This window comes from Micromonospora sp. C81 (genome assembly GCF_018070425.1).
In the GTDB taxonomy this organism is placed as follows: Bacteria; Actinomycetota; Actinomycetes; order Mycobacteriales; family Micromonosporaceae; genus Micromonospora; species Micromonospora zamorensis.
This window is the reverse complement of sequence record NZ_JAGPXS010000012.1, coordinates 146,577-170,937: the sequence shown is the minus strand read 5'-3', so window position 1 is coordinate 170,937 and position 24,361 is coordinate 146,577. Positions and strand designations below refer to the sequence as shown.

The window sequence follows — 24,361 nt, the reverse complement described above, 5'->3', positions numbered from 1 at the left end:
GGAGGCACCCGGCGGAGCGGACACTGACGCGGGAGCACAGCTGGATGAGCACGACAACACCAGACCTCACCACACGTCGATTCGCGCCGCCGTCGGCGTTGCCAAGACCAAACCACAATCCGCCGGTCCTGTTCCGTAGCTCCTTGCGAGCCTGGGTGCCACTGCTGCTGGCTGGCGGTTGGATGCTGGGGACATTCAGCCTCTTCTGGGCCGGGGCGTTGGCGCAGGAGGTACCAAACCCCGGCACGCTGTGGCTGTTCGTGATGAGCGCTACCGGCGCCTTTGCAGTCGGTTATGTCGCCCAGCTCTTCCGCAACGATTTTCGGCCGAGGGCCAGCACGACACGATCCACGGACGTGCTGCGGGCGCGTCGGCTGGTCCTGGCTAGCGGCATCTACTACGTGGTCTTCGGCGTGGCCCTGTTGCTCGAATACGGGGCGACCGGCCCGGGCAGCATCATCGCCAGCCTGCAGGACCCCGCAGGCGCGTACCTCAACAAATTCACTGTCTACCAGCAGCAGGAGGACAACGGACGGACGAACCCGGTCATCCAGGTACTGACCCTGCTCGGCGTCCTCGGCACCGCGCTCGTTCCACTGCTGGTCGTCCACTGGCGACGGCTGTCGGGTGGTCTGCGACTGGTCGGGCTGGCCGGCATCGGGGTCTACAGTCTCTTCTTTCTCTACATCGGCACACTCAAGGGCCTCGGGGACTTCGTCCTGATGATTGCTGCCGGACTGCTCATCGCCTCGTCGCGAAATCGCGACCGCGCCGCACAAAGGGTGAAGCGGCGGCGTGCGACAGTGCTGGTGGCAGTCGTGTTCGCGCTCTTCTGTGCCTACATGATGAGCAGTCAGGCCGATCGGGTGGACCAGTTCGGCACCCACGACCGCGTCCGCGCCAATCCGACAGTTGAGCGGATTGCCGGTGAACGGGTCGCGACGGGTCTCGCCGCGCTGGTGATCTACCCAACCCATGGCTATCTCGGCCTCGCGTACAACCTCGAAACGCCGTTCGTTTGGTCCCACGGGCTGGGCAGTACTCCGGCGATCACCTCGTACGGCAGCCAGTACCTCGGCATCGAGGCCGACCAGTACCCGGCCTACCCGGTCCGCACCGAGGGCCGGACGGGATGGCCCGCCGGCATGTACTGGTCGACGATCTATCCCTGGCTGGCTTCGGATCTCACTTTCCCGGGAACCGTCTTCTTCATGGCCTTCCTGGGTTGGTTCTTCGCCCGGCTCTGGCGCGAGGTGAACCTCGCGGGCGGCATCCTGCCTACCTTGATCTTCGTTCAGATGTGTCTGCTCGTCGCCTACATTCCGGCGAACAACCAACTCGGCATGTCGCGCCCAGCGGTGATCGGTCTCGCCACTCTGCTGTTCCTGTATCTGTGGACCGCCCTCACCCGCAGCGTGAAGGGCTCAGCGCCGCCCGAGCGGGTGCTGCGGTAGCTCACCCTTCTCCGTCGGCACACGGCCATGACTGTGGGTAGCGGTCATCAGTTCGACCAGGAATGACCGAATCCGCGCGCCCTGCGCCGCAGGCCCCCGCGTCTGTCGTACGAACACGGCTCCGGCACTGCCGAGAGCGCCCCTCTCAGCAGGAGACATGGCGAGCACCCGGAGCAGGGCGTCGCGCAGATCCTTGGCCGTGTCGGACTCAGCAAAGCAGAGATACGGATCGTAGTCGGCCGGGATGCCGGGCAGCCTGGTGGTCACAACCGGAATGCCGGTGGACAGGTACTCGATGAGCTTCGACGGAAACGAGTATCGGACGAACGATTGATCCACCGGCCTCGGATTCACCAGAACCGAGGCGAGAGCGAGGCGCCGCACCAACCCACCGCGGTCAAGCAATTCGGGTGGGGCTATACGGGGATCTGCCTTCGCCTGCGTCCGCAGCCATTCCTCCAGCTCTCCCCGACCGAACAGGAACAGACGCAGATCGGGATCGTCCATGCCGCGGAACGCCTCGACCAGGCGGTCAACGCCGTAGGCCCGAGTGAGCCCGCCGGCATACACCACGTCCCGGAAGCCAGCTGCCGGCCCTCGACTCGCCACCCGGGGCCCGTCCGCGTCGAGCGAACCAGCCGGTTCAGACGCTGATGCCTGGGCAGCCGGCGGGTTGCAGATTCCCTCCATGACAAGACGCGGAAGCGAAGGCGCGAAATCCTCGGCAAGCGCGGCGGTGAGCACCACAACGCCGGAACACCGACGCAGCGCCATGCGGACCAACGAGTGATCCAGCCGGCGGAGCGCCCGCACGATCCGACCGTCATCGGGGAGCACCACCCCGGGGGGATCGGTCAGGATCGGTACAACCTGTGCGGAGCCCCGCCATGCGACCAGGGCACCGAACCACAGGAAGGGCGTGTGGACGCCGTGGATCAGCAGGACGTCGTCGCCGTGCTGGCGTAACGCGCGCGAACCTGCACGTACGGCCGCCAGGAACCGCGTCACGTGTTTCAGGCCGAGCAGATTGACGAAACCCAGCATCTCTCCCTGCACGCCGTCCTGCTCGAACCGCCCTGACCTGAAGCTGATTTGCCGATTCCGTGGGAAGGTCGACGCGGGAGCCGCGGAGAGCAGTCGTACCGGGCATCCTGTCGCGCGAACGCTCTCGACCAGGGCCCATGCGAACGTGTGGGTCTGGGTGGGCAGGACGACGTCTCGCGCCACGATGTGCTGGAAGAGGTCATCCGCAACGGTGAAGCCCAGCAGCAGTACGTGGGGATGCGGCTCGTCGGTCACACTGCTCCTTCCAGGATGCGCCGATAGACGCCATCGAGAGACCGGAGCATGACCGGCAGGCTGTATGCGTCCTGCACCACCTTGCGGCCGGTCTCCCCCACGTGTCGACGTTCGGCAGCGTCGGAGAGCAACGGCCCGAGGGCTCCGGCGAACGCCTCCGGATCCCCGGCCCTGACGAGGTGACCACCGCCCTGGCGGAGCACCTCGACGTTGCCACCAACGGCCGAGGCCACGACGGGCAGCGCGTGCGCCATTGCCTCCAACAAGGCATTGGACAGGTTCTCGTGCAGGGTGGGGAAGACGAAAACGTCAGCGGCAGAGAGAAGGTCCGGCACATCGAGCCGATTGCCGAGCAGCCGTACCTCGGTACCGGGCACGCCGGCCAGGGCCTGGGTGATCCCGGCCCGGTCCGGTCCGTCGCCGGCGACCAGCAGGACCCGCGGGCCAGCCTGGGGCGGCAGTCGGCGCAGCGCGTCCGCCAGGACCCCGAATCCCTTGTCCCAGTTCAACCGCGCTACCGCGATCATGACCACGTCGTCGTGGGCCAGGCCGAGGTCGGCGCGCCGGCTGTTCCTCGCATCGGCATCGACATCGGCAGGTAGCGGAACCCCGTTGGGAATTACGCCGACGAACTTGTCCTCGTACGCCCGCAGGAAAGTCCGGCCCGCGGCATACTCACACACGGTGGCGAAGTGGCTGGCCATCCGCAGAGTGGACGGCTCAGCTCCGTGGGCCAGCATCGCGCGACGCCACGTGCGGCCGCCGTGTTTCAGGTCCCGCACGGTGCCGTGCACGGTGACCAGGATCCGGGGGCAGCCGGCCATCCGGGCGGCGAGCACCCCGTGAAATCCCTCGTTCTGCAGGCCGCGCACGTGCACCAGGTCGGGACGTACCCGTCGCAGGAGTCGGGTCCATTGACGCAACAGGGGCACGTTGAGGCCACCGTTGCCGCCGACCTGATGCATGCGGACGAACTCGTACTGCTCACTCAACGCCGAGTCCAGCACTCGCCGCACGGCGGTCAGTGGCCCGTTGGCACCAGGGGTGCCGGCCGAATGCTGCACAACGATCGGCCGTGCCCGCACGGACCGCGCGCTCGGGCTCTGGTCGTTCCGCCTGGCTGGTTCCACTGACACTCCATCGTCGACCAAGGGCCATCGGCGGCGCGCCCTGACCCCCGTAATCGCCTCGGTGCGTACAGTAACACCGGCATTAGACGCTAAAAGCCTGAGACACGCTTTATACGAATGGAAAGCATGAAAAGCTACGAGACCCTCACCTCTGCAGCTCAGCCGACCATTGCCCCGGGCGAGCCCGTTCCACGAGTGGTCATGCTGGCGGCGTATCGGTTCCCGCACGGTGACGCGATGTCGAACCGACTGCTCCAGTTGGCCCGCTCCGCTACCCCTCCAGGTGCGTCAACCCTGATCATCAATGACTGGCCCGGGAACGACCGCCAGCCGGAGTCGGTCGCCCTGCCACCCGAACTGCGACTGGTCACGCTCTCCGCTGCCGGCGGAGGCGGCCGATTTCGTCGATGGGCGCACCGCCAGAGCCGCCCTCTGCGCGTGCTCAGGGCCCTGCGACAAGCGGGGATACCCACCGGTGATCTCACCGGGCTCTGCCTCCCAGTGGGGTTGTGGAACCTGAGCACCTGGACCGTCCTGCGGCTGACGCTGCGCTGCCCTTTGACGGCTGACGTGCTCGAACGGCACGACCCGGCACAGTTTCGCCACGGGCGATTGACGCCCTACTTCATCCGGCACCGGTGGCACTCGTTTCTCGCCAAGCGGTTGGCGGATCGGGTCATCACGATCTCCACGACGCTGCAACGACGCTTCGCGCGGCCGAATCGCGCCACCCTGGTCGTTCCGCCCCAGGTCGACTGCGCCGACTACGGCCAGCCGGCCCCGTCGTCACTGCAGGGCGGTCTGCGGTTGCTGTACGCCGGCACCGCGGGGTCCAAGGATCATCTCGCGGCCGTGCTGGACGCCATCCGTCGGCTGCCGGAGACGGATCGCCAACGGGTGCGGCTGACCATAGCCGGAATGACCCAGGAGCAGGCCGCTGCCATGTCCGACCTGGACGACAAGGCGGTGGCGGACCTCAGCGATCAACTCGTCTTCCTGGGCAGGGTGTCGCGCGACCGGGTTCTCGCCGAACTGCGCGCGGCGCACTTCTCGGTGCTGATCCGGCCACCTGGGGGCTACGCGGAGGCGGGCTTTCCGTCGAAGGTTCCAGAGAGCCTGGCCGCCGGCTGCCCGGTTCTACTCAACCACACCAGTGACCTGGCGACGTACATCAGCGATGGCCGAGAAGGCATCGTGCTCGCGGGTCCGGGCGCCGACGACGTCCGGGAGGGTCTCAGGCGCGCACTCGCCCTGGATGACGCGCAGTGGTGGCAGATGAGCCACTGCGCCCGGGAACGGGCCTCAGCGTTCGACTACCGCGCCTGGGCACCCACGGTCAGCGCGTTCGTGACTGGTGGCGCCACTGTCCGGAGCGGTCAGGACCACGCGGGCGGCCAACCGACCGTCGCTCCACGACCGAGCGGTGAGTGACGCAGCACGATCAGACCGTCGGCTCGGCTGGAGCGGGCGGTCTGCGCGTCCCCTTGCCGCTCCTCGGTGTCGCCGGCACCGTCCGGTGGTCGCGCTGGCCCAATGCACCATAGATCTCGCGGATCACCGCAGCCTTCTCCTGAGGTGGCAGGTGGCCACAGCCGAGTGACTTGGCCTTCATCGTGGCGAGGTACTCGTCCGTGCTTCGTAGAACGCGGGCCGGTACGCCGGCGGCAACGCTGCCGTCAGGAATGTCACGGGTCACGACCGAGCCGGCCCCGATTATGCAGCGATCGCCGATCCGCACCCCCGGCATGATGATGGACCGGACGCCTATGTAGACGTCGTCACCGATGCTGATTGGAGCGGTCCACTCAAGATCGGGGTGCTCCCTCCGCAAGATGAGAGTTCCGCCGTCGTGAGTGAGGAACTGCACCCCGGCCGTGATGAAGACATTGTCGCCCAGGGTGATCAGCCAGGGCTCGGAGCCGAACATGCTCCGGTTGATTCCGTAGAAGCGCACCCGCCCCTGCAGGTTCACACCGATCGATCGAGCGAACTCTTCCGGGTTGCGGGCCGCTGCGCGCCGATCACGCAGGGCACCGACGATGCCGCGGACTGTACTTACCATCATGCTCCCTTCCGAAAGAATTCGATCCTGTCGCTGGGACCTTGGCCAACGCCTTGCGATATCCGACGACGGCGGCCGGCAGCACGGTGATCCCGTACGACATCGCCGAGGCGAACGCGACACCGGACAGACCCCCGCTCGCCGCCAGAAGGATCTTCAGCGGTACAGCGACGACCAGGCAGGCCGCCCAACCGACGAACTGCGGCCCCAGCAGTCCGATGCTGTTCTGCACCATGAACAGCGGCGCCGCGACGGCAACGAGGATCGACCACACGGCGAGCGCGACGAACAGCGGTGTCGGCACTCGTTCGAGGTCGTCCGAACGTACCCACAACTGCAGAATGTCGTTGCCGCTCAGGACGAGGCACAGCGCGGGCAAAGTCACCGCCGCGGCGGACAGGTAGACCATCCGTCGGGTGCTGCGCCGGACCCATCCCACATCGCCCCGAGCGAGCGCCTCGCCGTTGGCTGGCCACAGCGGCAGGTTGACCAGGGTCACGAACAGGGCCAGTACCGCGAACATCCGCAATATCACCGCGTAGTTGGCGGCCGCGTGCAGACCGAGCACCCGACCGACCAGGAAGCCGTCGAGGTTGAGGGCGATGGAACTCAACAAGGAGAGCCCGAAGAAGCGGGAACCCAGCCTGAGCAGTCCGCGCGCTACCGGCACACGAACATCCTTGACGCGTGGTCGGAAGGCGGTTTGCTGCCAACCGAAGTAGCAGATCGAGTTTGCCAGGTTCATCAGGGGCACGGCGAGCGTCGCGGCCGCGATCACCAGAGCCGGACTGGCGTCCGTGGCGACAGCTGCCACCACGAGTCCCGCCGAACCAAGACTGCCAGCGGCCTGCCAGAGGTTGCTCTGCGCAACCTGCTGGTGGGCGTACTGCACCCGCTGGATAAGAGCCAACGGAATGTTGACCAGGAATGCACCGAAGCAGAGCAACACCACAGCTCGGGCGTCCCGTGCCACCACCGGGTCCGCGACGTTCAGCAGCGCCGGCCAAGGAACCAGCCGGACGGTGACCAGCAACACCAGCAGTAGGGTCACCGCCAGCGCACCAAGCACGGCGTAGGCACTAGCGATTTCCCTGGCTGCCGCGCGTCGCTCGCCGGTGGCGTACAACCGAGAGAGCCTGGTGAGCAGGCCGTTTCCGAGTCCGAAGTCGGCGAACAGCGCCATCGCGGTCAGTGAGGTGATAGCCATCCACATGCCGTACCGCTCGGCGCCGAGATAGCCGAAGGCGATTGGGGTGATCAGCAGCGGCGCGACCAGGCCGACGGCTTTGCCGGCGAGTGAAGAGGCGATGCCGGAGACCAGCGCACGACCGCGCGACCGCCGCGCCATCGACGTGTCGCCTTGGTGTAACTCCGGCTCCGCCGTCGCGGCCGGTACCTCTGGAGGGGCTTCAGCGGTGGTGCCGCCGACCAGGACGGTCGGCGCTGCTCCGGCGGGCGGAGGCCGGTCGACCATCAGGCCTGCTGCTTCAACACATGCGCCTCGAACCACTCCACCGTGGCCCGCAGACCGTCGATGCGAGGGGTCGGCACCACGTCAGGAAAGAGAGAGCGGAGCACCGTGTTGTCGGCCTCGGAGTGCCGGACGTCCCCAGGGCGCGGTGCCACGTGCCGCCGGGTGATCGGGCGGCTGATGATCTGCTCCAGTTCGGACACCACCGTGTGCAACTCCGCCCGGGCGCCAAAGGCGAGATTGACCGGCTGCGGATGGGAGACCGAACGCTCTACCGCGTCGAGCAGCACCGCGCAGACGGTCTCAACATAGGTGAAGTCGCGTGACTGCCGACCGTCCCCGTGGAGTTCGACGGGCTCACCGCGCAGTGCCGCGTAGACAAAGCGGGGGATGACAGCCGCGTAGTCGTGATCGTGCCGCTGGGCCGGGCCGTAGACGTTGAAGAACCGGAACGCGAGCGTAGGCAGGCCGAAGGACGCCTGGTAAGCCAGTGCGTAGGCCTCGGTGGCCAGTTTGCTCACCGCGTACGGACTGAGCGGGCGGGTCCAGGCGAGCTCGGTCTTGGGCAGTAGCGGGTTCGCGCCGTAGACCGAGGAGGACGAAGCGACGACGACGTGGTTCACATCATGCCGGCGCGCGGCCTCCAGCACCCGCAGCGTGCCGGTGGCGTTGGCGTGGTGTGACGCGATCGGGTCACGTAGCGAACGCGGCACGCTGGGCAGCGCCGCCAGGTGCACCACCGCGTCCCGGTCGGTCATCGCCCGGTCCAGCGCCTCGTCGTCGAGCATCGAACCCGGTGTGATGTCGACGTCGAGACCATCGAGGTTGCTCATCCGCCCCGTTGCGAGATCATCGAGGATCCGGATGTCGGTGACGGTGCGGCGAAGGACCGCCGCTCGGGCCAGATTCGAGCCGATGAATCCCGCGCCGCCGGTGATGAGTAGTCGCATTCGTTCCGCCTTCACGCCCCGTTGAGTGGTCATCCGGTCCAACGACCCTCGGCAGCGGCCGTCACGCTTCGTCATTGCGCGACTACGAGAAGGTGCTGATGGGCGGCCGAGCGACATCAGCGACCAGCAGCCGCTGATGAGACTGGCCGAACTTCAGACCCCGGGAGGTCCGACAACGCCGCCAGCTCCGCCGGGGCCAGCCGGCGTTCCGGCGGGTAGAGCTGCTGTTCGTGCGACATGATCGTCTCTACTGGCCAGCGCAGCCGGATGACCCGGGCCGGGTTGCCGGCGGCGACCGTGTAGGCCGGCACCGGGCGGGTCACCACTGCACCTGCCCCGATCACGGCGCCCCGGCCGATCGTCACCCCGTGCAGGATGACGGCACGGGTGCCCACCCACACGTCGTCGCCGATTGTCACGCCCCGGTCCAGAGCCGCGTCCGAGGGGGACTTCTCGACGGCGACCATCGGGGCGCCGACCCGGTCGATCCGATGATTGCCGCCCCGGATGGTGACCTCGGGTCCGAACATGACGTTGTCACCGATCCGGATCCGAGATCGAGCGGCCATGATGACCGGACGGTGACCGAGGTCGACGTTGCGGCCGACCTCGATCGTCTCGTAGGTGTAGATGCCGTCCGGGTCGAAGGTGAAGTTGTCACCCCGAGCGGCGAACCGGCCGGCGCTCGCCAAGCCGCGGACGGCCCTGCGAACCCGCATGCCGCTGGCCCAGATCAGGTCCAGAAGACGGGCGACCCCCACGACCACACGGGCGGGGCGGCGCGACGACACGCGCATCAGGCTCTACACCGCCCAGTAACGACCGCATCCCGCTGGACCACATTGTGAATCTGACGCATCGAACCCTTCCCTCGCCTGATTCCGGCGACACCACTTCGGACACGAGCGAGCGTACGGGCTATTTGTCGGTTTGATGTGGTAATGAGAATTTCCCGACGGCCGGCAGATTCGGTCACCGCGCAGGCATCTTGCGGCAGACAGCCCGCACCGCCCGAACCGTCACGTGCGGCAGCCACGTCGACACCGGCAGCGACCTTGCACCCATCGAACTATTGACACTGATCACGTCGCACCGAAGGCTCGCGCCTACAGGTCCTTCACTCAAGGAGGCGCGATGAGACCGAGACGACTGGCGATTGCCAGCGTGGTCACCCTGCTCGGCGCACTGGCACTCACCCCACCGGCCAGCGCGCGGCCACCGTCCGATCCGGGCGCCCGCGACGGCCTGGAGGTGTACGTCGGCACTGTCGACGCGAAGCAGCGGGAGCAGCTGCGCGCGGCGGGGGTCGACCTCGGCCACGATGCGAAGACGGACTCGGCCGGCCGCACGACCGTCGAGACGGTCCTCAGCCGACGGCAGGCGAAGCGGTTGACCGACAAGGGCGTGCCACTGTCGGTGAAGAAGGTGCGGGGCAAGGATGCGTCGCAGGCGCTGCGGGAGCAGGCCGCGGCCGGCTGGACGAGTTTCCGCCCCTACGGTGAGCCGGGCGGCCTGCGGGACGAGCTGAACGCCACAGCGGCGCGGTATCCCAAGCTGACCAAGGTGGAGACGATCGGCCGCAGCCAGCAGGGGCAGCCGATCGTCGCCGTGAAGGTCACCAAGAACGCGCGGACGGTCGCGGACGGCCGGCGACCGGCGGTGCTCTACGCCGGTGCGCAGCATGCCCGCGAGTGGATCACGCCGGAGATGACCCGCCGGCTGATGCATCACGTGCTGGACAGCTACGGCACCGACCGGGAGATCACCAAACTCCTGGACACGACCGAGCTGTGGTTCCTGCCGGTCGCGAACCCAGATGGCTACGACTTCACCTTCACCCCCGGTAACCGTCTGTGGCGCAAGAACCTGCGGGACAACAACGGCGACGGGCAGGTCGGCCCCGGCGACGGCGTCGACCTGAACCGCAACTTCAGCTACAAGTGGGGGTACGACAACGAGGGCTCGTCACCGGAGCCGAACAGCGAGACCTACCGGGGCCCGGGCCCCAACTCGGAGCCGGAGACCGTGGCCCTGGACCGGCTCTTCAAGCGGGTCGGGTTCGAGTTCTTCGTCAACTACCACTCGGCGGCGGAGCTGCTGCTCTACGGCGTCGGCTGGCAGGTCAGCACCCCCACCCCGGACGACGTGATCTACGAGGCGATGGCCGGTGACGACGCGCACCCGGCGGTGCCCGGCTATGACCCGGACATCTCCGCGGAGCTGTACACCACCAACGGTGACACCGACAGCCACGCCACCGTCAGGTACGGCACGCTGGGCTTCACCCCGGAGATGTCCACCTGCGAGGCCGCCTCGGCCGTCGACCCGGACGACCAGTGGCGCCCCGAGGACTGCGTCAGCGGTTTCATCTTCCCTGACGACGAGGCGCTGATCGCGGGCGAGGTGGGCAAGAACCTGCCGTTCGCGCTGGCCGTAGCCCGGTCCGCGGCGGACCCGGACGACCCGGTCTCGGTGGTCGGTCGGAGCACCCCGGACTTCGTGGTGGACGCCTTCGATACCTCGTACGGGCGCACCCAGCAGGTCGCCTCGATCACCCGTCGTGCGCTGAAGAACGTGCGGATGCACTACACGGTCAACGGTGGGCGGCCGAAGACGGTGGCGGTCCGCGAGTGGCGCGGCGGCGAGCGGTACGGCGACACGCACGACGACTACTACGCCGAGTTGCGGGGCACGGTCAGCGGTGCGAAGCCGGGCGACCGGGTGGAGGTCTGGTTCACCGGGAACAAACCGCGCGCCGGGGTGGTGGCCAGCGAACACTTCACCTATCGGGTGCACACCGATGTGGGCGGCGACGTGCTGGTCCTCGCGATGGAGGACGTCACCGGCCTCAGCCCGGCGCAGACCGGCACCACCGCGAAGTACGCCGACGAGGTCGCGGCGTCGCTGAGCGCCGCCGGGCGCAGCAGCGACGTGTACGACTTCGACGCGATGGGTCGCAAGGCGCCGCACCCGCTCGGCGTGCTGTCGCACTACAAGGCGGTGGTCTGGGAGACCGGCGACGACGTGATCCTGCGCTCCCCCGGTCAGGTGGCCGGCACGACAGCCAGGGCTGCTCTGGAAACCGAACTGGCCGTTCGGGACTACCTGAACGAGGGCGGCAAGCTGCTGGTCAGCGGCCAGTACGCGCTGTTCGCGCAGGGCGCCAACGGGTCGTACGTCTATAACCCGGACGCACCACCGGAGTGCACCGACGCCGAGGCCGCCAGCTGTCTGCCGCTGTTGAACGACTTCCAGCAGTACTGGCTGGGCGCGCACACCTATGTCAGCGACGGCGGCACCAGCCCGGAGGGCCAGCCGTTCCCGGTCGCCGGTACCGACGCAGCGTTCACCGGCTTCAACGGGCAGCTGAACGCTCCCGGCTCGGCGGAGAACCAGGCGCACACCGCATCGTTCCTGACCACGTCGAGCTTCCTCCCGCCGGACGAGTTCCCGCAGTTCGCCAGTTCCGCGCCGGTGGGCTGGACCCGACCGGGCGGCGCGCCGTTCGATCCGCGTACGGGTGAGTGGTACCTGTACAGCGGGCAGACCGACGAGTCGTACAAGCGGCTGACGCGCACGGTGGATCTCACCGGGGCGAGCAGCGGGGAGTTGCGCTTCTTCAGCTCGTACGAGATCGAGCAGAACTGGGACTTCCTGTTCGTCGAGGCGCACGAGGTGGGCAGCGACGACTGGACGACTCTGCCGGACGCGAACGGCAAGACCAGCACGGCCACCGGGGACAGCTGTGTCGAGGGTTGGGTGGAGCAGTTGCACCCGTTCCTCGGGCACTACCAGGGTGCGGACTGCTCCCCCACCGGGAGCACCGGCACCTGGAACGCGGCGACCGGGACGTCGAGCGGTTGGAAGGAGTTCGTGGTCAACCTGTCGGGTTACGCCGGCAAGCAGGTCGAGGTGTCGATCACGTACGCCTCGGACTGGGGCACCCAGGGGCTCGGCGTCTTCCTGGACGACGCCCGGGTGCTGGTCGACGGGTCGACCGTGGCGGAGACCTCGTTCGAGTCGGCCGACCTGGGTGGCTGGACGGTGGCCGGCCCACCGCCGGGCTCCGCTGGCAACGCCAACGACTGGTCGCGCAGCCAGCAGGCGTTCGAGGAGGGCTCGGTGGTGGTCACCGGGGACACGGTGTATCTGGGCTTCGGGTTGGAGGGTCTGCCTCCGGCGGCCCGCGACGACCTGGTCGCCCGCTCGCTGACCCACCTCACCGGGGCGCCCCGCTCCTGACGGCGGCGAGGTGCGCCGGGGGTCCGCGGACCCCCGGCGCACCTTCGGTGTACGCCGGGTGCGCCCGCCACCGATGTGATGAGCTGTACGAGTGTCGGGGCTGGGACTTGTGCTGCACCCCACCCGGGATGTCACCGAGGTGGTCGGGATCATCGAACGGTGGGCGACGCGCCACCGCAAGACGCTGATCGTGCGCGAGGAGGACCGGCACCGCGTGCCGTCCTGCGTCGAACCGGTGCCGGCGGACGAGGTCGCCGCCCGGGCCGACGCGTTGATCAGCGTCGGCGGCGACGGCACCATGCTGGGTGCGCTGCGCTCCGCCATCCGCGACCCGAAGCCGGTGCTCGGCGTACACCTGGGGCATCTGGGGTTTCTCGTCGAGATCGAGCCGCCGGAACTGCCTGACGCGCTGAGCCGGCTGCTGTCGAAGGACTTCACCATCGAGTCGCACGCCTGCCTGGCGTGCGACGTGTGCGGTGACGATGTCGTGGCGTTCAACGACATCGCGCTGGTGCGCCAGCCCGGGTCCGGCTTCGTCAGCGTCACCCTCGCCATCGACGGTCAGCAGTACGGCTACTACCGCAGTGACGCCGTGGTGGTCAGCACCCCGGTCGGCTCGACTGCCTACAGCTACGCCGCCGGTGGTCCACTGATCTCCCCCGCCGCCGACTCGGTGGTGATCACGCCGTCGGCGCCGATGGCCGGCATCTCCCGGTCGGTGGTGCTCTCGGCGAACGAAAAGATTCGGCTGGAGATCCGACCCGACTCGTCGCCGGTCGTGGTGGAGATGGACGGGCTGGTGTTCCGCGACGCGGCGACGGATGGGGCTGTGGACATCACGTACCGCCGCAACGCCGGCCTGGTGGTCCGTTTCGACCCGCTGCGCTACCAGGAACGCAACCAGTTGAAGATGACCTTGCTCGACCTGCCGTTCCTCCCCGAACAGCTCCGGGAGCTGCTCCCCGAGGAGTTACGCCGACGCAGCCAACAAGAAATCCCCCCACCCTGCTAACCCACCCCACCCCTTTACCCGGGTGATCAAGAGGTTTGCGTCATGACACGCCGCCCGACGTGACGCAAACCTCTTGATCAACTGGGTGAGCCGGGGTCCCGGGTTAGGCGGTTAGGGCTTGGTCTACCAGGGCTTTGGCTTCTTCCTGGATCTTCTTGAGGTGGTCGGGGCCCTGGAAGGACTCGGCGTAGATCTTGTAGACGTCCTCGGTGCCGGACGGGCGCGCGGCGAACCAGCCGGACTTCGTGCTGACCTTGAGGCCGCCGATCGGGGCGTTGTTGCCGGGGGCGGTGGTCAGCGTCGCGGTGATCGGCTCGCCGGCAAGCTCGGTGGCGGTGACCTGGTCCGGCGAGAGCTTGCCGAGCACGGCCTTCTGCTCCCGGGTGGCCGGGGCGTCGATCCGGGCGTACGAGGGCGCGCCGAACCTCTCGGCCAGGTCCGCCCAGTGCTCGCTGGGGCTGCGCCCGGTGGTGGCCAGGATCTCGGAGGCGAGCAGGCAGAGCAGCAGGCCGTCCTTGTCGGTGGTCCAGGTGGAACCGTCTCGGCGTAGGAACGACGCCCCCGCGCTCTCCTCACCGCCGAAGCCGACCGCGCCGTCGAGCAGGCCGGGCACGAACCACTTGAAGCCGACCGGCACCTCCAGCAGCGGCCGACCCAGGTCCGCGGCGACCCGGTCGATCATCGACGAGGAGACCAGCGTCTTGCCCACCGCGGCGTCCGGACCCCATTCGGTACGGGTACGGAACAGGTGACCGATCGCCACCGCCAGGTAGTGGTTGGGGTTCATCAGGCCGGCGTCCGGGGTGACGATGCCGTGCCGGTCGGCGTCCGCGTCGTTGCCGGTGGAGATCTGGTAGTCGGCGCGGGCCGCGATCAGCGACGCCATCGCGTTGGGCGAGGAGCAGTCCATCCGGATCTTGCCGTCGCCGTCCAGGGTCATGAACCGCCAGGTCGGGTCGACCGTCGGGTTGACCACGGTCAGGTCCAGGCGGTGCCGCTCGGCTATCTCACCCCAGTACGCCACGCTGGCCCCGCCCAGTGGGTCCGCGCCGATCCGGATCCCGGCATCGCGGATGGCGTCGATGTCGATCGCCGAGGGCAGGTCGTCGACGTAGTGAGCGAGGAAGTCGTACTCCCCGGTGGTGTCGGCGGCCCGAGCACGCGCGTAGGTGATCCGGCGGACCTCCTTGAGCCCGGCGGCGAGGATGGCGTTGGCCCGGTCCTGGATCCACCGGGTGACGTCGGTGTCGGCCGGCCCGCCGTTGGTGGGGTTGTACTTGAAACCGCCGTCGTCGGGCGGGTTGTGCGACGGGGTGATGACGATGCCGTCGGCGAGCCCGCTGGTGCGACCCCGGTTGTGGGTGAGGATCGCGTGCGACAGCGCCGGCGTGGGGGTGTAGCCGTCGCGGCTGTCCACCAGCACGGTGACCCCGTTGGCGGCGAGCACCTCCAGGGCGTCCACCGCGGCCGGCGCGGAGAGCGCGTGGGTGTCGCGGGCGAGGAAGAGCGGCCCGTCCAGGCCCTGCTCCCGCCGGTAGTCGCAGAGCGCCTGGGTGACCGCGAGGATGTGGTCGGAGTTGAACGCGTTGCGCAGGCTGGAGCCGCGGTGCCCGGAGGTGCCGAAGGAGACCTGTTGCGCCGGGTCCGTGGGATCCGGATGCTCGGCGTAGTAGGCGGTCACCAGGCGCGGCACGTCGACCAGGTCGGCGGGCTCGGCGGGCTGGCCGGCACGGGGGTGGGTCACTGCGGGATCCTCCTCGGGGAGTACGCGTCGGTCACGGCTCGACCTTCTGGCCCTTGCCGATCACCACGATGCCGTTGTCGGAGACGGTGTAGCGCTGCCGGTCCTTCTCCAGGTCGACGCCGATCTCTGCGCCCTCCGGGACGAACACGTTCTTGTCCAGGATCGCCCGCCGGACCACCGCGTGCCGGCCGATCTCCACACCCTCCATCAGCACCGAGCCCTCGACGTGCGCCCACGAGTGCACCCGCACCTTCGGCGAGACGATCGAGTTTTCCACCAGCGAACCGGAGATCACCACGCCCGGGGAGACCATCGAGCCGACCGCCCGGCCGACCCGCTCACCCCACTGGTGGACGAATTTCGCCGGCGGCCACGGCGGCTGCTCGGTGTAGATCGGCCAGTCGAAGTTGTACATGTTGAACACGGGGTGCACGTTGATCAGATCCATGTGGGCGTCGTAGAACGAGTCGAGCGTCCCCACGTCGCGCCAGTAGCCGCGGTCCCGGTCGGTGCTGCCCGGCACCTCGTTGTCGCGGAAGTCGTAGACGTTGGCCTCGCCCCGCTCGACGAGCATCGGGATGATGCTGCCGCCCATGTCGTGCTTGCTGGTCTTGTCTTCGGCGTCGCGTTCGACCGCCTCGCAGAGCGCCCGGGTGGTGAAGACGTAGTTGCCCATCGAAGCGTAGATCTCGTCCGGTGCGTCGGGCAGACCGACCGCATCGGTGGGCTTCTCGCGGAACGCCCGGATCCGCTTGCCGTCCTCGCCGACCTCGATGACGCCGAACTGGTCGGCCATCGACAGCGGCTGGCGGATGCCGGCGACGGTCACCGCGGCGCCGGAGGCGATGTGGTCCTCGACCATCTGCCGGGGGTCCATCCGGTAGATGTGGTCGGCGCCGAAGACGATCACGTAGTCAGGCTGCTCGTCGTTGATGAGGTTGAAGCTCTGGTAGATGGCGTCGGCCGAGCCGGCGAACCACCACGGGCCGCGGCGCTGCTGCGCGGGCACCGGTGTGACGTAGTTGCCGAGCAGCGTGGACATCCGCCAAGTCTTGGTGATGTGTCGGTCGAGGGAGTGGGACTTGTACTGGGTCAGCACGACGATCTTGAGATAGCCGGCGTTGGCCAGGTTGGAGAGGACGAAGTCGACCATGCGGTACATCCCGCCGAACGGGACGGCCGGCTTGGCCCGATCCGTGGTGAGTGGCATCAGGCGCTTGCCCTCACCACCCGCCAGGACGATCGCGAGCACCTTGGCAGCCATGCCCCGACGCTATCCACCCTCGCCCCACTTCACCACTCGTACGGGGAGTCTTCTGCACTAGGGTGCGGGGTCATGACGGAACCCACCCCGCTGCGCGTCGATCTGCTCACCCGCGAGTACCCGCCGGAGGTCTATGGCGGCGCCGGGGTGCACGTCGAGTACCTGGCCCGGGAGTTGCGCCGCCTCACCGACGTCCGCGTGCACTGCTTCGGTCTGCCGCGCAGCGAGCCGGGCGTCACCGCGTACGCCGAACCGCCCGGCCTGACCGGCGCGAACGCCGCGCTGCGCACGATGGGCGTGGATCTGGAGATGGCCGCCGGCGCGGCCGGCACCGACGTGGTGCACAGCCACACCTGGTACGCGAACATGGCCGGCCACACCGCGAAGCTGCTGCACGGGGTGCCGCACGTGGTGACCGCGCACAGCCTGGAGCCGCTGCGGCCGTGGAAGGCCGAGCAGCTCGGCGGCGGTTACGCGCTCTCGTCCTGGATCGAGCGCACCGCCATGGAGGCCGCCGACGCCGTGATCGCGGTCAGTGGGGGGATGCGCAACGACGTGCTGACCGCCTACCCGCAGATCGACCCGTCCCGGGTCCGGGTGGTCTACAACGGCATCGACACCATCCAGTACGCCCCGGACTCCGGCACCGACGTGCTGGACCGGCTCGGTGTCGACCCGTCCCGACCCAGCGTGGTCTACGTGGGCAGGATCACCCGGCAGAAGGGGCTGCCCTACCTGCTGCGGGCCGCCCGCGAGCTACCGGCGGACACCCAGCTCGTGCTCCTCGCCGGCGCGCCGGACACGGCCGAGATCGCCGCCGAGGTGGAGGAGTTGGTCGCCGAGTTGCGGGCCAACCGCTCCGGCGTGGTCTGGGTGGCGGAGATGCTGCCCAAGCCGGAGGTGATCCAGGTGCTCACGCACGCCACCGTCTTCGCCTGCCCGTCGATCTACGAGCCGATGGGCATCGTCAATCTGGAGGCGATGGCCTGCGAGACGGCGGTGGTGGCGACCGCGACGGGCGGCATTCCCGAGGTCGTGTCCGACGGCGAGACGGGCCTGCTGGTGCCGATCGAGCAGGTCACCGACGGGTCGGGGACCCCGTTGGAGCCGGAGAAGTTCGTCGCCGACCTGGCGTCGGCGATCAACACGCTGCTCGCCGACCCGGCGCGTACCGCCCGGTTCGGTCAGGCCGGTCGGCGGCGCGCCGTGGAGCACTTCTCCTGGGACGCCATCGCCCGGCAGACGCTCGACATCTACCGCTCGCTGCAGGTGCAGGGGACCTGACGGAGAACGCCGCTGGACCGGCCTAGAGCAGGCTGCCCAGCCACAGGCCGAGCGCGGCCACCACGAGGCTGGCGCAGAGACTGCCGAGCACGTTGAAGGCCTCGACGGCGGCGTTCTTGCGCAGCAGTCCCAGGGAGTGCCATTCCTCGGTGGAGAAGGTGGTGTACGCGCCGAGGAAGCCGACGCCGACGATCGTGGCGAAGTCCTGTGCGCCGGCGGCGGTGTGTTTCACCGCGTAGCCGGTGACGATGCCGAGCACGAAGGCACCGGAGACATTGATCAGGAAGGTGCTCGCCGGGAATGCCTTGCTGGGCCCGGTGGCCCGCGCGCTCCACCACGGCTTCACCAGCGCGTCCACCCCGGCCCGGGACAGCGCACCCAGCCCGCCGGCCAGGAACACTCCGATGCCCACCCACATCACGCACCCCTTCCCGCCGGGTGCCCCACCCGCAGTTCCGCCAGACGGGCGCCGAGCGCCGCCGCGATCACCCCACCGACGATGGACACCACGAGGTAGACGATGCCGATCCCACTGCGCCGTGCCCCGATCAGTTGGTCAGCCTCGACGATGAAGTGCGACCAGGTCGTGAACCCGCCGATGAGTCCGGTCGACAGAAACGGCTTGCCCCACGGGCCCGGCAGCCGGTGTGCCGCGAGCAGCGTCATCACGGCGCCGAGAGCGAAGGCGCCCACCATGTTGATCACGAAGGTGACCCAGGGGAAGTCAGGTGGCGTGGACGGCGCGAGGCCGAGCCCCAGCAGGTACCGCAGGGTGGCACCGATGCCACCGCCGACGACGATCGCGAGGATTGTCATTCGCCCATTCACTCACCGTCGTCCTCCACCGACGCCCGGGCTGGGCAGCCCTCACCCGTACGATCGACACCCCCGCCTGGTCGTCCCGACGCCGTTCGACGCCGGTCAGATCGCCGTTCCGGGCGGAGACTTGAGCAGGGACGTCGCCTGAGCGGGATGACCACCGTGCCCGTTGCGGAGCGCGCTGGCTGCGATGCGGATGAGGTCGATGTTGACCCCGGCGGCGCCACTGGGGTCGTCCACCTTCAGTTTCACGTCGAGGCTCACCACCGTTTCGCCCCAGCCCTGCGCCTCGATGTTGAGGTGCGCCACCTTCTGTGACCGCAGGTGCGGCAGGTACCCGAGCGGAGCCATTTCGACCTTGTCGGCGTCCGGCAAGGCGTTGAGCTTGGACTGCTTCTTGGTGTTGGGGTTCTCGACAAGGTTGCGGAAGTCCTCGGTGCCGCCCAGATTGACCTGGTAGGAGCTGACCAGCGTGAGGCCCCGCTCCTGGAGCAGCCGCAGCAGCGCGTTGTGCACCACCGAGGTGCCGAACTGGCTGGCGAGGTCGTCTCCGAGCAGCGGCAGACCGGCCGCCTCGAACCTGCTCATCACCTGCGGATCGCGGGCGATCGGGTCGGCGGTGGTGTTGATGAAGGCGACGCCCGCGCTGCACGCCGCCTCGGCGTACGCCCGGGCGATCTCCCGTCGGCCGCTCGGCGCCGAGTAGAGCAGCACCTCCGCCCCGGCCAGCGCCGCCGCCACCCGGTCCACCCCGGTCGCGTCGACAAGCCCCTCGGTGACGGGGACACCTGCCTCGGGCAGGTCGCAGTCGAGCCGGGGGAAATTGTTGGGCGGCAGGAAGATCGCCTCGGTCAGGTCCCTGCCGATCTTCTCCGGGGAGGTGGCGAAGGCCGCGACGAAGTCGATGTCGCCGACTGCGAGCCCGTCGACGGTCGGCCTGCGGACGCCCACCAGAGTGCCGTTGTGGCGGTGGAGCGCGATTCCCTGCACCAGCGCCGAGGTGTTGTTGCCGACACCCACAACCGCGACTTTCACCCGCTTGATCATGGCCGGAGGCTACGTCACGTCACCCGCGCCGGAAAGATCCGGACAACTTCGGGGAAACTGCTGTGTCAGCAAGGGTTGAGGCAGCAGTTCCCCTGAAAGTGCGCGGATCTTGACCGGAGTGCGCGGATCGTGACGCGCGACCCCGGGGCAGGGAGGGACAGGCGTGCTTGGCCGCGCGCGAACGGATCTCGCGCAGTAGGTTGGCGGGGTGACTGGACGGTTCCCGATCGAAGACGTCTCCCCCGTCGTCTCGTGCGGGCGGTACCCGGCCAAGGCGGTGGTCGACGAGCCGGTCCCGGTGTCGGCCCGCGCCTACCGGGAGGGGCACGACGCGCTCGGCTGCAACGTGGTCTGGACAGGTCCGGACGGCGAAGCCCGGCCGTTCACCCGGATGCGCCCCGGCGAGCCCGGCCAGGACCGGTGGCACGCCACGATCCGACCGGACGCCGTCGGCTCCTGGTCCTTCGCCGTCGAGGCGTTCCAGGACCCGTACCTGACGTGGCAGAACGCGGTGACCAAGAAGATCGCCGCCGGGCAGGGGCCGGAGGACCTGGCCAACGACCTGGCCGAGGGCGCTCGTGTGCTCGCCGCCGCCCGGGACCTCGTCCCGGCCGCCGACCGGCCCCGGGTCGCCGATGCCCTCACCGCGCTGGTCGAGACCGACCTGCCGCTGCCGCAGCGGGTCGACCCGGCGCTGGCGCTGGCCGACCTGCTCTGGGAGCACCCGGTGCGGGAGTTGGTGACCGCCGGTGACACGTACACCATCTGGGTTGACCGCAAGCGGGCGCTCTACTCGGCCTGGTACGAGTTCTTCCCCCGCTCCGAAGGGGCGGTGGGTGGCCGCTCCGGCACCTTCGCCACCGCCACCGACCGGCTGCCGGGCGTGGCCGCGATGGGCTTCGACGTGCTCTACCTGCCGCCGATCCACCCGATCGGCCGGGTCAACCGCAAGGGCCGCAACAACGCGCTCACCGCCGGGCTGACCGACGTGGGCTCACCGTGGGCGATCGGCGCCGCCGAGGGCGGCCACGACACCATCCACCCCGACCTGGGTACGCCCGCGGACTTCCGCGCCTTCATCGAGGCGGCGGCGGCGCAGGGCCTGGAGGTCGCCATGGATCTGGCGTTGCAGTGCGCGCCGGACCACCCGTGGGTCACCGAGAACCCGGAGTGGTTCACCACCCGGGCCGACGGCAGCATCGCGTACGCGGAGAACCCGCCGAAGAAATACCAGGACATCTACCCGGTCAACTTCGACAACGACCCGGAGGGCATCCGGGCCGAGGTGCTGCGGGTCGTGCTGCACTGGGTCGGCGAGGGCATCCGGATCTTCCGGGTGGACAACCCGCACACCAAGCCGTTCGACTTCTGGCACTGGTTGATCGCCGAGGTGAAGACTGTCGACCCGGACGTGCTGTTCCTGGCCGAGGCGTTCACCCGGCCGGCCATCATGCACGGCCTCGGCAAGATCGGCTTCACGCAGTCGTACACCTATTTCACCTGGCGCACGACGGCCGCCGAGATGCGGGAGTACTGCGAGGAACTGGTCGAGTCGGCCGACCACATGCGGCCGAACTTCTGGCCGAACACGCCGGACATCCTGCACGAGTCGTTGCAGCACGGCGGCCCGCCGATGTTCAAGATCCGGGCGGTGCTGGCCGCGCTGCTCTCCCCGTCCTGGGGCATGTACGCCGGTTTCGAGCTGTTCGAGCACGTGGCCCGGCCGGGCGCCGAGGAATACCTGGACAACGAGAAGTACGAGCTGCGCCCCCGGGACTGGGCCGGCGCCGAGGCGCAGGGCCGCTCGCTGGCGCCCTTCCTCACCACCCTCAACCGGGTACGCCGTGACAACCCGGCCCTGCACCAGCTCCGCAACCTGCGCTTCCACGAGATCGACAACCCGTCGTTGCTCTGCTGGTCGAAGCACGACCCGGAGACCGGCAACACGGTCATCGTGATCTGCTCGTTCGACTCGCGCGAGGTGCAGTGGGGCAACACCACCCTCGACATGCCGGCGCTGGGCTTCGACTGGCACGAGCGGTTCACCGTGCACGACGAGCTGACCGGCACCAGCTACGACTGGGGTCAACGCAACGCGGTGCGACTCGACCCGTACCTGCAACCGGCTCACGTGCTGACCGTGCGTCGGCCGGCCCCGCCGACCGAGCCGCAGCCGGCGGGCGCCGAGCCGGCGGACCTCACCGTCGCCGAGGTGCCGGACGACCTGTCCGGCGGCACCGCGCCGACAGCTCCCGCGCCGACAGCTCCCGTTCCGACTCCGCCCCGCCGGTCGGGCCCGGTACCGACCCCGCCGCGCCGATCGGCGACCCGACCGCCCGCCTCCGCACCGACCGACGCCGCCCCGAAGGACGCCCGATGGACCAGCTGATCTCCGGCGCGACGCACGACCCGCACGCGCTGCTCGGCGCGCACCCCGCCGACTCCTCGACGACGATCCGCACGATGCGCCGGGGCGCCGGCGACGTGGTGCTGCTCGTCGGCGACGAGCGACACCCGATGAAGCGGGTGCACGACGTGGGCGTCTTCGAGACCCAGGTCGAGGGCACAGTGCTCGACTACCGGGTGGAGGTCGACGGCACCGCGCACGACGACCCGTACCGCTATCCGCCAACGCTCGGCGAGCTGGACCTGCACCTGATCGGCGAGGGCCGGCACGAGCGACTGTGGGACGCCCTGGGCGCACGGGTCTTCGACGAGGGCGTGGCCTTCAGCGTGTGGGCGCCCAACGCCGGCGGGGTCCGGGTGGTCGGCGACTTCACCGGCTGGGGGCCCGACGACGGCTGGCCGATGCGCTCGCTCGGCTCCAGCGGCGTGTGGGAACTGTTCGTCCCCAACGCCCGGGTCGGAGCCCGCTACAAGTACCGGGTGCTGGGCGCCGACGGGCAGTGGCGGGACAAGGCCGACCCCCTGGCCGCGTACGCGGAGGTGCCCCCGGCCACCGCCTCGGTGGTGCACCACTCGACGTACCGGTGGAACGACGCGGACTGGCTGGCCCGACGGGCCGAGCGGCAGCCGCACCAGGAGCCGATGAGCGTCTACGAGGTGCACCTCGGTTCGTGGCGACCCGGGCTGAGCTACCGCGAGCTGGCCGACCAGCTCACCGCGTACGTCACCGAGTTGGGCTTCACGCATGTGGAGTTCCTGCCGGTGATGGAGCACCCGTTCGGCGGTTCCTGGGGTTACCAGGTCACCGGCTACTACGCGCCGACGTCCCGCTTCGGTGACCCGGACGAGTTCCGGCACCTGGTCGACCGGCTGCACGCCGCGGGCATCGGCGTGATCCTGGACTGGGTGCCCGCGCACTTCCCCAAGGACGAGTGGGCTCTCGGCCGCTTCGACGGCACCCCGCTCTACGAGCACCCCGATCCGCGCCGCGGCGAACACCCCGACTGGGGTACGTACGTCTTCGACTTCGGCCGCAACGAGGTGCGCAACTTCCTGGTCGCCAACGCGCTCTACTGGTGCGACCAGTTCCACGTCGACGGGCTGCGGGTGGACGCCGTCGCCTCGATGCTCTACCTGGACTACTCCCGCAACCACGGCGAGTGGGCCCCCAACAAGTACGGCGGCCGGGAAAACCTGGAGGCCCTCGCGCTCATGCAGGAGGTGAACGCGACCGTCTACAAGCACCACCCCGGGGTCGTCATGATCGCCGAGGAGTCCACCGCCTGGCCGGGTGTCACCAGCTCCACGGCCGAGGGCGGGCTGGGCTTCGGGTTCAAGTGGAACATGGGCTGGATGCACGACACCCTGCTCTACACCTCGAAGGACCCGATCTACCGCCAGCACCATCACCACCAGCTCACCTTCTCCCTGGCGTACGCCTGGAGCGAGAACTACGTGCTGCCGATCAGCCACGACGAGGTCGTGCACGGCAAGGGCTCGCTGGCCGGCAAGATGCCCGGCGACACCTGGCAGCGGCTGGCGAACGTGCGGGCGCTGTTGGCGTACATGTGGGCGCACCCGGGCAAGCAGCTGCTCTTCATGGGCTCGGAGCTGGCCGACGACCGGGAGTGGAGCGAGGAGCGCGGCCTCGACTGGTACCTGCTGCACGACCCGGCCCGCGCCGGTGTGCAGCGCCTCGTCGCTGACCTCAACCGCGTCTACCGGGACACTCCGGCGCTCTGGGCACAGGACACCGAGCCGTCCGGGTTCCGCTGGATCGCCGGCGACGACGTCGCCAACAACACCGTGTCGTTCGTCCGGATCGCCCCGGACGGCTCGACCCTGGTCTGCGTGGCGAACTTCTCCGCCCAGCCGCTGCACGACTACCGGATCGGGTTGCCGGCCGGCGGGACGTGGCAGGAGGTGCTCAACACCGACGCGCACCACTACGGCGGGTCCGGGGTGGGCAACCTGGGCGAGGTACGCGCCGAGGACGTGCCGTGGCACGGGATGGTCGCCTCGGCCGCCCTCCAGGTCCCGCCGCTCGGTGCCGTCTGGCTCCGCCAGGGCTGACCATGCCGCCGCCGACACCGGCCGAACACCAGCTGCTCGACCGCGCAGTCTCCATCGTGGAGAGAGATGTGGAGGCGGAGTTCGGCGACGCCGGAGGACGACTA

The 24,361-nt window shown here is 69.0% G+C and carries 18 protein-coding genes; 7 read left to right on the top strand and 11 right to left on the bottom strand.

Annotated elements, in window-relative coordinates; all coding sequences use genetic code 11:
• Positions 1-155: 155 nt before the first annotated feature.
• Complete coding sequence (locus tag KBX46_RS20525; RefSeq protein ID WP_088947244.1) at positions 156-1,454, top strand: hypothetical protein; 1,299 nt, start codon at positions 156-158, stop codon at positions 1,452-1,454.
• On the opposite strand, the gene KBX46_RS33175 is transcribed toward KBX46_RS20525, so the two are convergent.
• Together KBX46_RS33175 and KBX46_RS20515 are read right to left on the bottom strand one after the other, a co-directional pair.
• Positions 1,425-2,753, bottom strand: a complete 1,329-nt coding sequence (locus tag KBX46_RS33175; RefSeq protein ID WP_210793681.1) for a glycosyltransferase — start codon at positions 2,751-2,753, stop codon at positions 1,425-1,427. The two genes, KBX46_RS20525 and KBX46_RS33175, sit on opposite strands and share 30 nt — an antisense overlap.
• Positions 2,750-3,769, bottom strand: a complete 1,020-nt coding sequence (locus KBX46_RS20515) for a glycosyltransferase family 4 protein (protein WP_157743924.1) — start codon at positions 3,767-3,769, stop codon at positions 2,750-2,752. The genes KBX46_RS33175 and KBX46_RS20515 overlap by 4 nt, the downstream gene beginning before the upstream one ends.
• Positions 3,770-4,120: 351 nt before the next feature.
• On the opposite strand from KBX46_RS20515, the gene KBX46_RS20510 reads away from it, so the two are divergent.
• Positions 4,121-5,314 carry a glycosyltransferase gene (locus KBX46_RS20510; RefSeq protein WP_210793680.1) on the top strand — a complete coding sequence of 398 codons (1,194 nt, stop codon included), beginning with the start codon at positions 4,121-4,123 and terminating at the stop codon, positions 5,312-5,314.
• A gap of 10 nt (positions 5,315-5,324) precedes the next feature.
• On the opposite strand, the gene KBX46_RS20505 is transcribed toward KBX46_RS20510, so the two are convergent.
• The 4 genes from KBX46_RS20505 to KBX46_RS20490 form a co-directional block, all read right to left on the bottom strand.
• Positions 5,325-5,945, bottom strand: a complete 621-nt coding sequence (locus KBX46_RS20505) for a DapH/DapD/GlmU-related protein (RefSeq protein WP_210793679.1) — start codon at positions 5,943-5,945, stop codon at positions 5,325-5,327.
• Positions 5,905-7,419, bottom strand: a complete 1,515-nt coding sequence (locus KBX46_RS20500; RefSeq protein WP_210793678.1) for a lipopolysaccharide biosynthesis protein — start codon at positions 7,417-7,419, stop codon at positions 5,905-5,907. The genes KBX46_RS20505 and KBX46_RS20500 overlap by 41 nt, the downstream gene beginning before the upstream one ends.
• A complete protein-coding gene (locus tag KBX46_RS20495; protein ID WP_247667859.1) occupies positions 7,419-8,399 on the bottom strand; it encodes an NAD-dependent epimerase/dehydratase family protein in 981 nt (326 codons plus the stop codon). Before KBX46_RS20495 ends, KBX46_RS20500 begins: the two co-directional genes overlap by 1 nt.
• 83 nt (positions 8,400-8,482) lie before the next feature.
• The gene (locus KBX46_RS20490) at positions 8,483-9,163 is read right to left on the bottom strand and encodes a DapH/DapD/GlmU-related protein (protein WP_210793677.1); all 681 of its coding nucleotides are present in this window, start codon (positions 9,161-9,163) and stop codon (positions 8,483-8,485) included.
• Positions 9,164-9,500: 337 nt separating this feature from the next.
• On the opposite strand from KBX46_RS20490, the gene KBX46_RS20485 reads away from it, so the two are divergent.
• Positions 9,501-12,608, top strand: coding sequence for a M14 family metallopeptidase (locus KBX46_RS20485; RefSeq protein ID WP_210793676.1), 3,108 nt, complete (start codon positions 9,501-9,503; stop codon positions 12,606-12,608).
• A gap of 100 nt (positions 12,609-12,708) precedes the next feature.
• Positions 12,709-13,620, top strand: a complete 912-nt coding sequence (locus KBX46_RS20480; RefSeq protein ID WP_247667889.1) for an NAD(+)/NADH kinase — start codon at positions 12,709-12,711, stop codon at positions 13,618-13,620.
• A gap of 103 nt (positions 13,621-13,723) precedes the next feature.
• Here the strand turns inward: KBX46_RS20480 and pgm are convergent, their stop codons facing one another.
• Together pgm and glgC are read right to left on the bottom strand one after the other, a co-directional pair.
• Positions 13,724-15,364, bottom strand: a complete 1,641-nt coding sequence (gene pgm, locus KBX46_RS20475) for a phosphoglucomutase (alpha-D-glucose-1,6-bisphosphate-dependent) (protein WP_210793674.1) — start codon at positions 15,362-15,364, stop codon at positions 13,724-13,726.
• Positions 15,365-15,395: 31 nt separating this feature from the next.
• Positions 15,396-16,628, bottom strand: coding sequence for a glucose-1-phosphate adenylyltransferase (glgC, locus tag KBX46_RS20470; RefSeq protein WP_124823459.1), 1,233 nt, complete (start codon positions 16,626-16,628; stop codon positions 15,396-15,398).
• 72 nt (positions 16,629-16,700) lie between these two features.
• Between glgC and glgA the strand changes: the two genes are divergently transcribed.
• Positions 16,701-17,912 carry a glycogen synthase gene (gene glgA / locus KBX46_RS20465; RefSeq protein ID WP_247667858.1) on the top strand — a complete coding sequence of 404 codons (1,212 nt, stop codon included), beginning with the start codon at positions 16,701-16,703 and terminating at the stop codon, positions 17,910-17,912.
• Between the two features lie 22 nt (positions 17,913-17,934).
• Here glgA and KBX46_RS20460 read toward each other — a convergent pair whose 3' ends face one another.
• From KBX46_RS20460 to KBX46_RS20450, 3 genes are all read right to left on the bottom strand, one after another.
• The gene (locus KBX46_RS20460; RefSeq protein WP_210793673.1) at positions 17,935-18,330 is read right to left on the bottom strand and encodes a CrcB family protein; all 396 of its coding nucleotides are present in this window, start codon (positions 18,328-18,330) and stop codon (positions 17,935-17,937) included.
• Positions 18,330-18,728 carry a fluoride efflux transporter CrcB gene (gene crcB / locus KBX46_RS20455; RefSeq protein WP_141908682.1) on the bottom strand — a complete coding sequence of 133 codons (399 nt, stop codon included), beginning with the start codon at positions 18,726-18,728 and terminating at the stop codon, positions 18,330-18,332. The genes KBX46_RS20460 and crcB overlap by 1 nt, the downstream gene beginning before the upstream one ends.
• Before the next feature lie 105 nt (positions 18,729-18,833).
• The gene (locus KBX46_RS20450; protein ID WP_210793672.1) at positions 18,834-19,778 is read right to left on the bottom strand and encodes an inositol-3-phosphate synthase; all 945 of its coding nucleotides are present in this window, start codon (positions 19,776-19,778) and stop codon (positions 18,834-18,836) included.
• 208 nt (positions 19,779-19,986) lie between these two features.
• Here KBX46_RS20450 and KBX46_RS20445 point away from each other — a divergent pair, with 208 nt between their 5' ends.
• Both KBX46_RS20445 and glgB read left to right on the top strand, forming a co-directional pair.
• The gene (locus KBX46_RS20445; RefSeq protein WP_210793671.1) at positions 19,987-22,167 is read left to right on the top strand and encodes an alpha-1,4-glucan--maltose-1-phosphate maltosyltransferase; all 2,181 of its coding nucleotides are present in this window, start codon (positions 19,987-19,989) and stop codon (positions 22,165-22,167) included.
• Complete coding sequence (glgB, locus tag KBX46_RS20440; protein ID WP_210793670.1) at positions 22,155-24,257, top strand: 1,4-alpha-glucan branching protein GlgB; 2,103 nt, start codon at positions 22,155-22,157, stop codon at positions 24,255-24,257. Before KBX46_RS20445 ends, glgB begins: the two co-directional genes overlap by 13 nt.
• The last annotated feature ends 104 nt before the right edge of the window (positions 24,258-24,361 follow it).